The 14,501-nt window shown below is 70.6% G+C and carries 16 protein-coding genes; 6 read left to right on the plus strand and 10 right to left on the minus strand.

Annotation, left to right across the window (positions count from 1 at the left end):
- Positions 1-7 precede the first annotated feature (7 nt).
- Complete coding sequence (locus ACQP2O_RS47545) at positions 8-1,942, minus strand: zinc ribbon domain-containing protein (RefSeq protein ID WP_433176226.1); 1,935 nt, start codon at positions 1,940-1,942, stop codon at positions 8-10.
- A 437-nt stretch (positions 1,943-2,379) separates the two neighbouring features.
- On the opposite strand from ACQP2O_RS47545, the gene ACQP2O_RS47550 reads away from it, so the two are divergent.
- Together ACQP2O_RS47550 and ACQP2O_RS47555 are read left to right on the plus strand one after the other, a co-directional pair.
- Entirely contained in the window at positions 2,380-2,829 is a 450-nt protein-coding gene (locus tag ACQP2O_RS47550) for a GNAT family N-acetyltransferase (RefSeq protein ID WP_433176227.1), read from the plus strand.
- 103 nt (positions 2,830-2,932) lie between these two features.
- Positions 2,933-3,427 carry a beta-class carbonic anhydrase gene (locus ACQP2O_RS47555; protein WP_433176228.1) on the plus strand — a complete coding sequence of 165 codons (495 nt, stop codon included), beginning with the start codon at positions 2,933-2,935 and terminating at the stop codon, positions 3,425-3,427.
- A 46-nt stretch (positions 3,428-3,473) separates the two neighbouring features.
- On the opposite strand, the gene ACQP2O_RS47560 is transcribed toward ACQP2O_RS47555, so the two are convergent.
- Together ACQP2O_RS47560 and ACQP2O_RS47565 are read right to left on the minus strand one after the other, a co-directional pair.
- A complete protein-coding gene (locus ACQP2O_RS47560; protein ID WP_433176229.1) occupies positions 3,474-4,127 on the minus strand; it encodes a LuxR C-terminal-related transcriptional regulator in 654 nt (217 codons plus the stop codon).
- The gene (locus ACQP2O_RS47565) at positions 4,124-5,287 is read right to left on the minus strand and encodes a PspC domain-containing protein (RefSeq protein ID WP_433176230.1); all 1,164 of its coding nucleotides are present in this window, start codon (positions 5,285-5,287) and stop codon (positions 4,124-4,126) included. Before ACQP2O_RS47565 ends, ACQP2O_RS47560 begins: the two co-directional genes overlap by 4 nt.
- A gap of 120 nt (positions 5,288-5,407) precedes the next feature.
- Here ACQP2O_RS47565 and ACQP2O_RS47570 point away from each other — a divergent pair, with 120 nt between their 5' ends.
- Together ACQP2O_RS47570 and ACQP2O_RS47575 are read left to right on the plus strand one after the other, a co-directional pair.
- The gene (locus ACQP2O_RS47570; RefSeq protein ID WP_433176231.1) at positions 5,408-6,628 is read left to right on the plus strand and encodes a PspC domain-containing protein; all 1,221 of its coding nucleotides are present in this window, start codon (positions 5,408-5,410) and stop codon (positions 6,626-6,628) included.
- Positions 6,615-6,833, plus strand: a complete 219-nt coding sequence (locus ACQP2O_RS47575) for a hypothetical protein (RefSeq protein WP_433176232.1) — start codon at positions 6,615-6,617, stop codon at positions 6,831-6,833. The genes ACQP2O_RS47570 and ACQP2O_RS47575 overlap by 14 nt, the downstream gene beginning before the upstream one ends.
- A 3-nt stretch (positions 6,834-6,836) precedes the next feature.
- Here ACQP2O_RS47575 and ACQP2O_RS47580 read toward each other — a convergent pair whose 3' ends face one another.
- From ACQP2O_RS47580 to ACQP2O_RS47600, 5 genes are all read right to left on the minus strand, one after another.
- Positions 6,837-8,312, minus strand: coding sequence for a hypothetical protein (locus ACQP2O_RS47580; RefSeq protein ID WP_433176233.1), 1,476 nt, complete (start codon positions 8,310-8,312; stop codon positions 6,837-6,839).
- A gap of 65 nt (positions 8,313-8,377) precedes the next feature.
- The gene (locus tag ACQP2O_RS47585) at positions 8,378-8,782 is read right to left on the minus strand and encodes a cysteine dioxygenase (protein WP_433176234.1); all 405 of its coding nucleotides are present in this window, start codon (positions 8,780-8,782) and stop codon (positions 8,378-8,380) included.
- Between the two features lie 239 nt (positions 8,783-9,021).
- Entirely contained in the window at positions 9,022-9,243 is a 222-nt protein-coding gene (locus ACQP2O_RS47590; protein ID WP_433176235.1) for a ferredoxin, read from the minus strand.
- A gap of 28 nt (positions 9,244-9,271) precedes the next feature.
- Positions 9,272-10,471, minus strand: a complete 1,200-nt coding sequence (locus ACQP2O_RS47595) for a cytochrome P450 (protein WP_433176236.1) — start codon at positions 10,469-10,471, stop codon at positions 9,272-9,274.
- On the minus strand, positions 10,471-11,244 hold the full coding sequence (locus tag ACQP2O_RS47600; RefSeq protein ID WP_433176237.1) for a TetR/AcrR family transcriptional regulator: 774 nt from the start codon (positions 11,242-11,244) through the stop codon (positions 10,471-10,473). The genes ACQP2O_RS47595 and ACQP2O_RS47600 overlap by 1 nt, the downstream gene beginning before the upstream one ends.
- 212 nt (positions 11,245-11,456) lie before the next feature.
- Between ACQP2O_RS47600 and ACQP2O_RS47605 the strand changes: the two genes are divergently transcribed.
- Entirely contained in the window at positions 11,457-12,035 is a 579-nt protein-coding gene (locus ACQP2O_RS47605; RefSeq protein WP_433176238.1) for a PhoD-like phosphatase N-terminal domain-containing protein, read from the plus strand.
- A complete protein-coding gene (locus ACQP2O_RS47610; protein WP_433176239.1) occupies positions 12,032-12,994 on the plus strand; it encodes an alkaline phosphatase D family protein in 963 nt (320 codons plus the stop codon). The genes ACQP2O_RS47605 and ACQP2O_RS47610 overlap by 4 nt, the downstream gene beginning before the upstream one ends.
- 58 nt (positions 12,995-13,052) lie before the next feature.
- Here the strand turns inward: ACQP2O_RS47610 and ACQP2O_RS47615 are convergent, their stop codons facing one another.
- Complete coding sequence (locus ACQP2O_RS47615; protein ID WP_433176240.1) at positions 13,053-13,688, minus strand: flavin reductase family protein; 636 nt, start codon at positions 13,686-13,688, stop codon at positions 13,053-13,055.
- A gap of 119 nt (positions 13,689-13,807) precedes the next feature.
- Positions 13,808-14,497: a TetR/AcrR family transcriptional regulator gene (locus ACQP2O_RS47620; RefSeq protein ID WP_433176241.1), complete on the minus strand. Its 690-nt coding sequence runs from the start codon at positions 14,495-14,497 to the stop codon at positions 13,808-13,810.
- Positions 14,498-14,501 lie beyond the last annotated feature (4 nt).

Here is a 14,501-nt window from a genome sequence, read left to right on the forward strand (position 1 = left end):
TCTCTGATCAGCTCGGGGATCCGTAGTCGTGTTGGAGCGTTGCGACCAACGGATCTGCCCACCGTGCTGAGGTGGCGTGGGCGTGCAGGTGGAAGCCTGCGCCCAGCGCCGCTCCTTTTGGCCGGTGCCGTGGATGGTTCCGGTTGGTGGTGGGGGTGTTTGAGCTGATCGTGTGCACGCCCTGGTGCCGGTAGGCCGCGCGGGGCGGTCTGTGGTCCGTGTGAGCGTGTCCCTCCGGACGCTGACCCGCCGGCCTTTGGGGGCTGGGGGTGGAGGGTGCCCTGCGTCGCCTGGGCGCGGGGCGTGGAGATCGGCGCGGGGTGGGTCCGGTCTTGGACCGGTCACCCCCGCTGGACTGGTGTTGCTCGGGTGCGGTCGAGGTGATGACCGCGCCCGCCTCGAACTTATCGATGACGCAGGGGATGGCCATCTGGCCGGTGCCGCGGTCAACGGTGGTCTTGGTCTGGTGGGTCAGGCCGCGGGCGGCGATACGCCGCCACGCGCCGTGGTCGCGGTCGCCCTGCCAGCCACAGCCAGGGTCGGGGCAGATCGCCCACTTCCATCCGGGTGTGGTGGGGCGGTCCGGTGCTTTGCAGTGCCGCAAAGGGACCAGGCACTGCGGGCAGTGCTTGGAAGTGTTCTTCGGCGGGACGGTGACGACGGCGATGCCGATCTCGGCGGCCAGGTGCCGCATGTTGCCGACGATCTGTCCGCGCACCGCTTGGGACAGGCGGGTGTTGAGGGTGCGACCCATGCCCTTGGCCTCCATCGACCGCAGATCCTCGACATAGATCACACTCGCCCTCGCAGCGATCGCCTGATCCACCGCCCACCGCGCCGCCGCCCACGCCAGCGCGTCGTTCAGGCCCGACCGGCGATCGGCCACATGCCCGCGTTCAGCCTTCAGGACGGCGTGTTTGACGACCAGGTGGTGACCCTCCCGGTCGCCGATGAGGCGGGCGTAGGTGCCGGTTTTGGCATGCAGGTGTTCGCCATGGCGGCGCAGCCGGTGCTGGCGGGCCATCACTCCGGCGGCACGGAACATCGCCCCGGACCCCAGCGCGGTGATACGGCCATCGCCGTGACGGTGCACCGCGCCTGCCGACAGCAGGGTGTTCAGACCCCAGTCCACACCCAGCGCCGTCGTATGACCCTCCCGTTCAGCCTTGGGAACAGTGTGGGAGAACGCCAGATCCGCGTGCACTTTCTGGCCCTGCGGGCGCAGTGTGGGCAGATGCAGCACCGCATCCGGCGGAACGGTAGGCGGCAACGTGATCGGACAGGCCACCCAGGCCCAGTCGGCATACGAACGCGGATCCGGGCGGATAGGCAACTGCACCCGCAACAGCGCCCTCGCTGGGTCGTCTTCGGCGCGTTCCAGGGTGGCCTGCTGCCGGTCCACCGCAGCCAGCACCAGCATGCGCGCCGCCCTCGGAGCCTCCTCCAGTTGGAACACATCAGCCGGAAGCCGCCCATGCTTGTCGAGAAAGGCGGTGACCTGCCGGGTGCGCGCCTTGATCACGCCACTGGACAGGGACCGGCCGTCGGGGATCGCCTCGCGGACGGCGTCCCATTCGACCGGTGTGCGCTTCTCCGGATCGGCGGGCCAGGCCGCCAGGACCCCGGCAACCATCCCGGCACGATGCTGCGCACCACGCAGCATCCGCCCGGCCTGCTCTTGAGCCATCCGCACGATCCGATCATTGACCCTGACCCCATCGGGCATGGTCACAGCCCAGCCCAAGCGACGCAACGCCATCCACGCATTCGACGGCAAGACACCGCCCGCGCCATCCACCCCACCGGCCAGCCCCGCCACATCACCGGCATTCCAGTACCCGTCCAGCAGACCGGCGACCATCGCAGCGACCAGGTCCGCGGCCCAGCCCACCCGCTCGGCCACCACCCGCGCCGAGATCACCTCACCGGTCTTCTCATCCACCGCACCACGCAGTAGAACGCAGGCGGTCGCGGTCCGGGCCACCTGACCGGCGGCCGACCGAAGTTTCCGGCTCATGCGACACGGCCAGACGATACGCAATCGAACATGTACGCAGAGTAGCGATCGGTATCCGCATTCCGCTCGGTGATTCGAAAATTTGAGCGAGGTCAGCCCGTCGGGGCGCGGACCGGCTACCAGCGACGCGCCATCGAGTACACCCCGGTCTCGTCATCTTGAGCAACCACAGCAACTCGTTGACGAACCGCATGGTGCCTTCCGCCGTCCGGGCGCACCGGCCGGAGAGCCCGGTCGTATTGAATTACGGTCGTGCCGATACCCGGCCCTGCGGGCTACGCCCTTACCTCGGAGACACCATCGTGCGCAGCGTGACCCCCGTCCGGGTGATCGCCGCGGAGGAAGCCCTAGGCTCTCGGATCATGGGTGACACGAAACCGCAGGTGGCAGCATTCACGGAGCTGGATTCCGGCACCCTCTACGCGCTACTGAAGCTCCGGGTGGACGTCTTCGTCGTAGAACAGGAGTGCCCGTACCCGGAGCTGGACGGGCGGGACACCGAGCCCGGCACCCGGCACGTCTGGCTGTCCAGGGACTCGGGGGCTCCGGAGGCGTACCTGCGCGTCCTGGACGACCCGGACGGCGCGCGGATCGGCCGGGTCGTGACGGCGCCGCAGGCGCGCGGAGCGGGGCTGGGGGCACGGCTGATGGAGGCCGCGCTGGAGGTCATCGGCGACCGTACGGTCCGGCTCGACGCCCAGACGCAGGTGAGCGGCTTCTACGCGCGGTACGGCTTCGTCGTCGACGGCCCCGAGTACATCGAGGACGGCATCCCCCACGTCCCCATGGTCCGCCTGACCGCAGGGCGTTAGACCAACGATCGTCTTCCTCCCGTTCGGCACAGTGGGCGACGAATTCACGAAACCTGCTTCGTGATTAAATGTGGCGAGCGATGACGAACGGAGGAATGGTCACATGTCCGTCACCGACGCACTCTTGGCGAACGCCCGGCGCTACCCCGACCACTTCGCGACCGGTGGGCTGTCAGCGGCACCGGAGCGGCACCTGACCGTCGTGGCGTGCATGGACGCCCGGCTCGACCTGTTCAGCATGCTCGGCCTGGAGATCGGCGACGCGCACATCGTCCGGAACGCCGGCGGCGTGGTCACCCCCGACGTGATCCGTTCGGTGGCGATCAGTCAGCGGTCGCTCGGCACCAGAGAGATCATGCTCATCCACCACAGCGGGTGCGGCCTGCTCAACGTCACCGACGAGGGGTTCCGCGCGCAGCTCAAGGCCGACACCGGCCTCGAGCCCGACTGGGCGGTCGAGGCGTTCACCGACCTGGATGAAGACGTGCGCGAGTCGATCGCGCGGATCAAGGCCGACCCGTTCATCCCGCACAAGGACTCCGTCCGCGGCTTCGTCTTCGACGTCAAGTCCGGCGAGCTCCGCGAGGTCACTCCCTAGACGTGGCGGCGGGCGGCGGCCCAGGTGAGCTGCGCGAGGTCACCCCCTAGACGAGACGGCGGGCGGCGGCCCAGCGGGACAGTTCGTGGCGGTTGGACAGCTGGAGCTTGCGCAGGACCGATGACACGTGCGTCTCGACGGTCTTGACCGAGATGAACAGTTCCTTCGCGATCTCCTTGTACGCGTAGCCGCGGGCGATCAGCCGGAGCACCTCGCGTTCGCGCTGGGTGAGCTGGTCCAGCTCGGGGTCGATGGGCGGGGCGTCCGTCGCGGCGAAGGCGTCCAGCACGAACCCCGCGAGCCGAGGCGAGAAGACCGCGTCGCCCTCGGCCACCCGGCCGATCGCGTTCGTCAGCTCCGGCCCCGAGATCGTCTTGGTGACGTAGCCACGGGCGCCGCCGCGGATCACGCCGATGACGTCCTCGGCCGCGTCCGACACCGACAGCGCCAGGAACCGCGTCGTCGCGGCCTCGGCCGTGCCGCTGCCCCGCGCCCCGAGGACCCGGCGCAGCACCTCGACGCCACCGCCGCCGGGCAGGTGGACGTCGAGCAGCACGACGTCGGGCCGGGTCGCCGCGATGACCTCGATGGCCTCGTCGACGTCGCCCGCCTCACCGACGATCTCCACCGAGTCGCCCAGCTCCGCCTTCACGCCGCTGCGGAACATCTGGTGGTCGTCGACCAGCACCACACGCGTCATGTCCGTTTCAACTCCAGTCTCACTTCGGTGCCCTCGCCCGGAGCCGTACGGATCTCCGCCTTGCCGCCGTTGCGCTCCATCCTTCCGATGATGGACTCCCGGACGCCCATGCGGTCCGCCGGCACGGCGTCGAGGTCGAAACCCCGTCCCCGGTCCCGTACGAAGATCATCACATCGTCGCCGTCCACTTCCGCGTAGACCGAGACGGACGGCGGCGCGGTCTCGTTCCCCGCGTACTTGGCGGCGTTGACCATGGCCTCGCGGGCCGCCTGCAGCATCGCGCCGAGCCGCTCGTCCAGCGGGCAGTCGCCGACGCAGACGACCTCGATCGGCACGCCGTGGTGGTCCTCCACCTCCGCGGAGATCTTCCGTACGGCGGCGGCGAGCGCCTGCTCGGCGTCGGCCTTCGGCTGGTACAGCCAGGCGCGCAGGTCGCGCTCCTGGGCGCGCGCCAGCCGCTGGACCTCTTTCGGGTCGTGCGCGTTGCGCTGGATGAGCGTGAGCGTGTGCAGCACCGAGTCATGTACGTGCGCGGCCACTTCGGCCCTCTCTTGTGATCGGATCCGCTCCCGGCGCTCGACGTCGAGGTCGCGCCACATGCGCAGCAGCCAGGGCGTCACGATGACGGCGACGCCGGCGAGGACGATGCCCGAGCCGAGCAGGACCTGCCCGACGTGCTTGAGGTTCTGGACGAGGAAGGCCACCAGCCCCGCGGTCACGAGGGCCGCGCCGACGACGCTGCGGATCCACAGGGAGCGGGTGTTGCGGACCCAGCGCCGCCGGTGTTCGGGGTCGGCCTGCTGCCAGATGATGCCGACGCCGATGCCGCCCGCCACCACCGGCCACAGGGCCCAGGCCTGCGTGGCCGAGGTCATGGTGAACGTCGACAGCGCGCCGATGAGCACGCCGTACGCGAGCAGCTGCGTCCAGTCGCGGGACGGCCGGGACTCGACGCGCGGGGGGACGAGCAGCCACAGCGCGACGTAGGCGATGACGCCCACCCCGGCCGCGATGAGCACGGCGAACGCCACGCGCACGACGACGAGGTCGAGCCCCAGATGTTCGGCCAGGCCACGGCAGACGCCGCCGACGACCCGGCCGTCGGCGCGCCGTTCGAGACGGGGGCGACCGTCGTCGGCCTCACCAGGGTTTTCGGGCACAGGTCGATCGTCACACGTTCCGCGCCGGATCGCATCGGGGCTCTCCCCGGACCGTCCCTCAGGGACGTGTCAGGGGTCTCCCGGATGGTGATCGGCGATGGCGTTCGGGACGATGTCCTCATGACCGAGGACAGCGGCGCGCCGCCGCGGCGGCTCACCCGCTCGCAGGAGGGCCGGCTCATCACGGGGGTGTGTGCCGGCCTGGCGCGCTACACGCGCGTCGACCCGCTGGTCTTCCGCGTCGGGTTCGCACTGCTCGTCCTCACCACGGGGGTCGGCGTTCTGCTGTACATCGGGGCGTTCCTGCTCATGGGACAGCCCGACGGGGGCCCATCGAAGATCGAGCGGGTCGGCCGCCGGCTGTTCGACGGCGACACCGCGCTCGCGCTGCTCGGCGCCGCGCTGGGCGCGGGCGCCGTCCTCGGGATCGCGGGCGACTGGACCTCGCCCAACGCGCTCGCGGTGGTCGTGGTGTTCGCGCTGGCACTGTTCACGGCGCGCTCCCGCGGCGTCGACCTCGTGCCTCTCGCGCGCAGCCTCCCCGACCGCGTCAAGGGCCGGCCCCTGGCGTCCTGGACTCCCCCGGCCCGACCCGCCGCTCCGCCCTATCGGATGCCCAACGGTATGATCGATCTCGCTCGTCTGGCCGGCACGGAGCCGCTCGAAACGGCACCGCCTCCCCCTTCGCCGCCGACGCCTTCGCCGGTCCTTCCACGCCGGCGCCGGTCGTACCTGACGGCGTTCACGTTGGTGACCGCGGTCCTGGTGGCGGGCGTGCTCTACGCCGCCGGCGATCGGCGGCCCGACCTGGACGGCCTCCAGACCATCATCGCCGGCGCACTCATCGTGGTCGCGGTCGGCATCTTCATCGGCTCCTGGTTCGGCCGGGACCGCAAGCTGATCTTCGTTGGAGCCATCATGTCTCTCGCCCTCGCATCGATCTCGATCGCCGGCGACCCGTCCGTCGCGCGAAGGACGCACGCCTCCGCGTGGCGGCCCGCCGACGTGTCGCAGGCCGAGCGGTCGCACAAGGTCCTCGTCGGCGAGGGCGCCGTCGACCTGACCTCGGTGCCGCTCACTCCCGGACAGCGCATCCGTGTCACCGCCACGGTGACGGTCGGGGTGCTCACGGTCAAGCTGCCCGCCGCGGCGCGCGTCGAACTGAACGCCCAGGCGTTCCTCGGCGACATCACCGTGGACCGCCAGATCACCGGCGGCCCCCGTGCCCGGGTCGTCCGCGTCCTCGAACCGGACGTGCCGCAGAACGGCGCGGCGCCGATCATCGAGCTGCGCCTCCGCAGCACGGTCGGGGACATGGAGGTCAGCCGTGTTCCGGCATAGGTTCGACCCGTCGTCGCTGCTGGCGGCGATCCTGTTCCTCGCCGTCGCGTGGACCTACCTCGCCGGGAACGCCCCTGTCTGGGTCGCGCCGGGCCTCGTCGGCGCCCTCGGTGTGCTCTTCCTGTTCCGCGTCATGTTCCGGTCGCGGCGGCGCGAGCCCACGGACCCTCGGTGCGCCCGGTACGGCGCGAACCCCGAGCGGTGAGCGTCAGGCCGCCGGAGCGGTCGAGGACGACGACGCCGACGGAGGTGCCGGGGGCACGAGCGTCGGCGGCTCGACGGGAGATTCGGCGGCGGGGGCGCGGCGGCTCGTCCGCCACACGACGAGGACGAACACCGCCAGCCAGAGAAGGTTGACCCAGCGCACGCCGAGGTGCTGGTAGCCGTTCACGCGGACACCGGGGAGGGTGAACACCCCGAGCATGACGCCGCGCACGATGACGGTCCAGTCCAGCCGCCGGTACGGCAGCAGCGCCAGCATCGGCAGCAGCATGGCGTCGTACCAGGGGTACTGCAGCGGCGATACGAGGGTGGAGCCGAACGCCAGCACGGCCACGGGCAGCACGTCGAGCGGCAACCGCTGCACCTCGGCGGACGGCTGCCGCCACAGCGCGAAGGGCAGGCCCGACCGCCACCACAGGAAGGCCGTCAGCGCGAGCGCGAGCACGGCCATCCACACCACGTACAGCCCGTGGTGGTTCAGGATGAACTCCGGCACCGGCAGGTACCGGTCCTTCTTGCGGCCGAGCCGGGCGTTGAGCGAATGCATCGCCGCCGGTCCGGCCAGCACGTAGCCGCCGACGCCGACCAGGAGGAAGCCGACCACGGTGGCCGCCGCGCGCCGGTACCGCGCCGGGGACAGCCAGGCCGCGATCACCAGCCCGGCCGCGGGGAAGAGGAACGACGCCTTGACCGCGACGGAGGCCCCGCCGAGCAGGCCGCCCGCGAAGGCCGAGCGTCGCGCCGCGTACAGCGCGGCCACGAGGAAGAACACCGCGAAGACGTCCGCGTGCCCGCTGCCCACCATCCAGAACAGGATCAGCGGGTTGGCCGTCCACAGCAGGCAGGCACGGAGCCGGCGCACCGGGTCGGGGCCGGTCATCCGGTCGAGGATCAGCCCGGTGCCGATGAACGCGGCCGCGTTGGCCCACTTGAGCAGGAAGATGATCCGCGCCATCGAGTTGCCGCCGAAGTGCGCGGCGAGCCACTGGATTCCGGTCATCACCGGCCCGTACACGGTGGGGACCCGCTGCCAACCGCTGGGCATCAGCAGGCCGACCGGGTCACCCGTGTGGGAGAGGCGCAGCGGCGTCGTGACGTACGGGTTCCGGCCCAGGTCGGCGATGCGCCCGTAGATGGCGTAGTTCATCATGTCGACGGAGCCGGTGGGCGGGAGCAGCGCGTACACGCAGGCGACGACCGCTCCGGCCAGGAGCAGGCGGCGTGGGCTCACCCACGAGCCCTTGCGCAGGGCGTACAGCCCGGACAGCACTCCCGCTCCCGCGCACCCCGCCGCGATCCACGTCAGGGCCGCGACCGTCGCCCAGGACGGAGAACCCCCGAAGGTCAGGAACGGCCAGGTCGGGCCGAAGTACGGCACGGCCGCCGAGGTGCCGAGCATCATTGCCGCGCCCATCGCGACGATGCTCGCCCCCAGCATCACCCAGGAAAAGACGCGGGACATGGAATACGACGTTAAGGCCGGAATATCAGGGTCGCAGCCGACCACGCGCGGTGTTCACCGAACGCTCATCTGACGGTCGCGTGGAGGCTGAGTGCGTATCCCGGACCAAGATTCACCAGCTCACGCGGGTGCTCGCCGCCGTACACGCGGACCCGGTTGGCCCGCAGCGCGCGCTCGGCGACGCCCTGATCCGTGATCGTGCGTTCGGACAGCTCGCCCGCGAGCACGGCGAGCACATCGGCGGTGGGAGCGGCGCGATGCCCAGGCGCCCAAGCGTACAGCCAGATCTCCTGCTCGCCGGGGAGCCGTACCGGCGTGCCGTCGAAGCGCGCGAGGTTCCACCAGTCGCCGGGGCGGGCGGCGAGCTCACGGACGAGCCCGGCCAGCCGGCCGATCGTGACGGTGGGACGGGCGGCGTACGGGCTGGCCTCGCCCTGCATGGTCAAGTCGGGAATGACAGACAGGTTCAACGGGAAGTCCTTCGTAGCGCGGCGGAGCCGCGGGTCTGCTGGTCGGTCTGAACGAGGTCAGCGACAACAACACGAAGGACACAGCGCGGCGACCGCGTGGCAAGAGGCCACGAGGGCGGTCGGGATCCGGCGCGCTGGCATGGAGTCAAGTGTGCAGGCGGCCGACGGCTGCCGTCAAACGCACGCGCCGAGGGGCGGGCAGGACGACCCTGCCCACCCGCTCGATCGGCTGGACGCCGTCACTGCTGGGGGGCGAGGATCTCCCCGGTCTCCTTGTCGCGGATGCTGATCGCCTCGACCGGGCACGATTCGGCGGCGTCGACGGCCTGGTCGGCCGGGTCGGTCTCCCGACGTGTGGGCCGGGATGTGCCGTCGACGAGCGTGAAGTGGTCGGGTGCGGTTCCCGCGCAGATGCCGGATCCGATGCAGGTTCGCCCGTCGACTTCGATCAGCCAGGTCATTTCGTGTCCTTCCCGTCTCCTCGGGTTCTCACTGGTCCCAGGCGATCGGCATCCGCGCGGGTGCCCGCGTGGCCACCCCGGTCTTCCAGACGGTGTCCTCTTCGGAGGTGGCGAACCGCAGGTCCGGGAGGCGGCGGAGCAGGGTGCCCAGGGCGACCTGGAGCTCCATCCGGGCCAGTTGGGCGCCCAGGCAGTGATGCGGGCCGTGGCCGAAGCCGATGTGGGACGCCTCTTTGCGTTCCAGATCGAGCGTGGCGGGGTCGGTGTAGACCGATCCGTCCCGGTTCGCCGAGTGTAGGGCGACCACCACGGGTTCCCCGGCGCGCACCGTCACCCCGCCCAGTTCGACGTCTTCGAGCGCGTAGCGCGCGCTGCCCGCGCCGTTCCCGAGGGGGACGTAGCGCATGAGCTCTTCCACCGCCTGCGGAATCAGGTCCGGGTCCGCGCGTAGGGCCGCGAGCGCCTCGGGGTGGGTCAACAGCACGTAGACGAAGTTGGGGATCTGCGAGGCCGTCGTCTCGTGACCGGCGACCAGGATCCCCTCGGCCATCGTCAGGAGTTCCTCCTCCGACAGCCGGTCGTGCTGGTCGCGCGCCTCGACGAGCGCGCTGAGCAGGTCGTCCTGAGGGGCCTTCCGGCGTTCGGCGATCAGGCCCGCCATGTAGTCCCGCATCCGCCCGGTGTGCTCGGCGACCTGTTCCGGGGTGAACCTGGTGGTGGACAGGAACGCGTCGGACCACACACGGAAGTCGTGCCGGTCCTCGACGGGCACCCCGAGCAGTTCGCAGATCACGGTGATCGGCAGGGGCAGCGCGAAGTCCTCGACCAGGTCGGCGGGCGGTCCCGCGGCCAGCATCCGGTCCACCAGATTGTCGGCGACCTGCTGGGCCCGCGGCCGCAGCTGTTCGACGCGACGGGCGGTGAACGCCTTGGCCACGAGTCTGCGCAGGCGGCTGTGCTCGGGTGGGTCCAGGCGCAGAAGGTTGCCGGGCGACCCCACGTGGAGCCGCGTCCGTGGTTCGTCGCGTCCGGCGCCGGCGGCCCGGCTGAACCGCGGATCGCCGAGGACGATCTTGGCGTCCTCATAGCGGGTGACGAGCCAGGCGGGCTCGCCGTACGGGAGCTGGACCCGGCACAGGCGCTGTTCGCGGAGCTCGTCGAACGCCGGAGCGACGTCCAGTCGTTCGGACGTGCCGAGCAGATCGGACCAGGGTTTCACCGTTGTCATCACCGACTCCTCTGGGGAAACGTGGTGTACATCACGTGACGTGGGGCCACGCCGATCAGGCCGGAACGCAGACGCCAGCCCGATCGCTCGCCCAGCGCGGGCGCGAGCAGATGGCACAGGGCGTCGACGAGCAGCTCGAGCGGATCATCGGTCGCCACCGGCCACTCACCGGCGAGCCATACCGCCAGAAACGACTCGGTCTGCAGCACGGCCATCAGGGCCCGCTGCCGGGCCTCCGCGGGAGAGGTGCCCTGCCAGCGTGAGAGGTCATCGGTGAGCAGGGCGACGTGGCGTTCGCGCGCGGCGCGGGAACGGTCGCGGGCGCCGTCGCCGGTCGCCGTCGGCCCGGCGGCGACGAGCGCCCGGACCACCGGGGCCATCCGGCGCCAGCGTCCCGCGGCGCCCTCCAGCCATGTGCGGATCGCCTGGCGGGTCCACACCGGCTGGGTGGCCAGGTCGGTGTAGGCCTCGTCGGCGACCTTGTACATGTGCGCCACGAGCGCCCGCACGATCTCGGTCTTCCCGGCGAAATGGGCGTAGACGGTCACCCGGGTGACCCCCGCCGCCCGGGCGATGTCCTCCATCGTCGCCTCGGCGAAGGACGTGGTCTCGAACACCGCCACCGCACCGTCGAGGATCCGGCGGCGGGTCAGCCTCTTCTGCTCCTCGCGCAGGCTCAGCCGGCCTTCAGGAACCGCCGGATCGGCGGTCGGCGACGGCATCGCTCCGGATTCGGTCGGAGCGCCGTCGTGAAGCACCGGATGATGATCCACGCCATGACCGTACGTCGTGACTGCTTCCCATACAAGATGTAAAGCGAGCTGCGGGCCCGGCGAAACGAGCCCGCTCCACGGACGGGACCACCGATCCGGCCCGGTCGTGCCAGGTCAGCAAGGGCTTTTCACCTCGACGCCACGCACGGGTCCCGTACCGTCCATCGCGAACGGCCACGATCGGTCCGGTTTTTCTGAGACAGGAGTGCACGATGGGACTCGACCGCCGTTCTTTCATCCGCAACGGCCTGATCGCGGGGGGCGGGGCGACGCTGCTCGGCACCGGCCCGCAGGCCGCGGCGCTCGTACGGGCGGGGCGCCCGCAGATCACCCACGGCGTGCAGAGCGGAGACGTCTCCGCCCACAGGGGGATCGTGTGGACCCGCGCCGACCGGCCCGCGCGGATGCTCGTCGACGTGAGCACCCGGCCGGACTTCCGGCGGTTCGCCACCGTTCACGGTCCGCTGCTGACGCCGGACACCGACCTGACGGGGAAGGTGCGGCTGCGGGACCTGCCCGCCGGACAGCAGATCCACTACCGGGTGCGCCTCGCCGACCCGTATGACGCGTCGCTGTTGTCCGCGCCCACCGAAGGGGCCTTCCGTACGGCGCCTCGCACGCGCCGCGACATCCGGTTCGTCTGGTCCGGCGACCTCGCCGGGCAGGGCTTCGGCATCAACCCCGACATGGGCGGTTACCGGATCTTCAAGGCGATGAAGGCCCTGGACCCGGACTTCTTCCTGTGCAGCGGCGACCACTGGTACGCCGACAACCCCATCCGGCGACGGTGAAGCTCGCCGACGGGCGGATCTACCGGAACGTCACGACCCCGGAGAAGTCCAAGGTCGCCGAGACGCTCGCCGAGTTCCGCGGCCAGCACCGGTACAACCTCATGGACGAGAACCTCCGCGCCCTCGCCGCGGTCGTCCCGCAGATCAACCAGTGGGACGACCACGAGACGCACAACAACTGGTGGCCCGGGCAGATCCTCGACGACCCGAACTACACCGAGAAGCGCGTCGACGTGCTGTCCGCGCGGGCGCACCAGGCGCTGTTCGAGTACCTGCCGATCGCCGAGCGGCCCAACGGCACGGGTCGCGTCTACCGCAAGATCTCCTACGGCCCGCTGCTCGACGTGTTCGTCCTCGACATGCGGACCTACCGCGACGCGAACGGGCCGGACAACGCCACCGCCGACGACCAGGGCATCCTCGGCAAGGCGCAGGCGGAGTGGCTGAAGCGCGAACTGGCGGCCTCCAAGGCCACCTGGAAGATCGTCGCCGCGGACATGCCGCTGTCGCTCGTCGTCTCCGACGCGCACGGCATCGAGGCCGTCTCCCAGGGCGACAACGGCAAGCCGCTCGGCCGCGAGCTGCAGATCGCCGACGTGCTGTCCACCATCAAGAAGCGGCGCGTACGGAACGTCGTGTGGCTCACCGCCGACGTGCACTACACGGCCGCGCACTACTACGACCCGGCCAAGGCCGCGTTCCAGGACTTCGACCCGTTCTGGGAGTTCGTGTCCGGCCCGCTGAACGCCGGCGGGTTCGGGCCCAACACCCTCGACGGCACCTTCGGCCCTCAGGTGAAGTTCCAGCAGGTCCCGCCGCACGCCAACACCTCGCCGCTGGAGGGCTACCAGTTCTTCGGCGAGGTCGCCATCGACGGCGGCGCGGGGGCGCTGACCGTACGGCTCCGCGACCTGGACGGCAAAACCCTCTACACCGTGACGTTGGACCCGAAGCGCTGAATCCGACAGGTGATCCTCGGCGTCCGCTGCGTCAAGAAGCGCAGCGGACGCCGAGGCGTCAGCGGAGCGCCTCGAGCCGGTGCGGCATGTTCCAGCCGTCGGCGAGCCGCGACGGGTGGATGTTCTCGCCGCCGCCGAAGAACTCGCAGAACTTCATGATCAGCGGGTCCCACCGCAACGGGTCGACGTAATGCGTCCCCGGGATGATCAGCTCTTCCTCGATGTGGGCGCGGACGACTCTGACCTGGAACGCCGTCGCGTTCAGATCCGGCCCCTCGAAGGGGTGGATCGCCTCGACGACGCACTCCAGCTGGATCGGGCACTCCGCGACGCGCGGCGCTCCCACCAGATCGGCGGGCTGCTCGGTCAGCCCGGCCGTCCCGAACTTGTCCCGCTCGAACCGGTAGCCCTGCTCCAGCTTGAACTCCGGGACCTCGGGCTTGCCGGTAGTGAGGGCGAGCCGGTCGACGGCGTCGACCATCGCCGATGACGCGAGGTTGAGCACGCACTCGCGTTCCCGCTTGAGGTTCGCGGTCGTCTGGCCGCTGTTGCCGAGGCCCAGCATGCAGCAGTCGCCCAGCCACCAGGCGGACGACATCGGCGCGAGATTCGGCGTCCCGTCCTCGTTCCGCGAGCCGATCAGGACCACCGGGGTCCCGAAGTAGAGCACCTTCAACGCGGCGACCTTGTGCATCTTCCCCGTCCTCGTTCGCGATGTACGGAACGACCCTGCCCGTAGTCCGCCGGGGACGCTGGCCGGAATGCGACATGTGGTTCGCGAGCGCGGTGGTCCGGGGGCAGGCCGGGCGAGGATCAGCGGTTGTTCGCGCCGGCGGCGAGGCGTGCTTCGAGACCGTCGAGGATGGCCTGGAGGCCGAACTCGAAGCTGTTGTCCGGCGCCGCCGCGTAGTCGGCCGCGGCGACGGTGTCGAGGCGCTCGCGCAGCCGCGGGAACCGCCTGGCGACCTCGGCGGCCTGCGCCATGGTGTCGGCCATCAGCCGCTCGACGTCTCCGCCGTCCTTGCTCAGCCGCCGGGTCAGCGAGAGCTCCGCGGCGGGCCCGAGGGCGCTGCCGAGTACGAAGATGAACAACGAGGCGGCCGCCTGATCCGCGTCCGCGCCGGCGAACCCCGCCTTCTCGTGGATGGCGAGGGTGTGGTCGTCGTAGCGGCTCTTGGCGGGCCCGTAGAGGAGGTGGCTGCCGAACGCCTGTCCCAGCCACGGGTGCCGGGTGAGCATGGCGTGCATGCCGGTGGCCATGGCCGTGGCGGCCGTGCGCCAGTCCGTGCCGTCGAGATCGGGCAGCTCGACCTCTTCCCAGATCGCGTCGCCGGCGAGCCGGACCAGTTCGTCCTTGGTCTTGATGTGCCAGTAGATCGCGGTGGGTGCCGAGCCGAGCCGTTTGCCCAGGCTGCGCATGTTGAGGCCGTCCAGTCCCTCCTCGTCCAGCAACTCGATGGCGGCCCGGACGATCTGGTCTGCGGTCAACGTGTCTCGCGGCATGGCC

The sequence above is a fragment of the Actinoallomurus sp. CA-150999 genome, assembly GCF_050942425.1.
GTDB lineage: Bacteria > Actinomycetota > Actinomycetes > Streptosporangiales > Streptosporangiaceae > Actinoallomurus.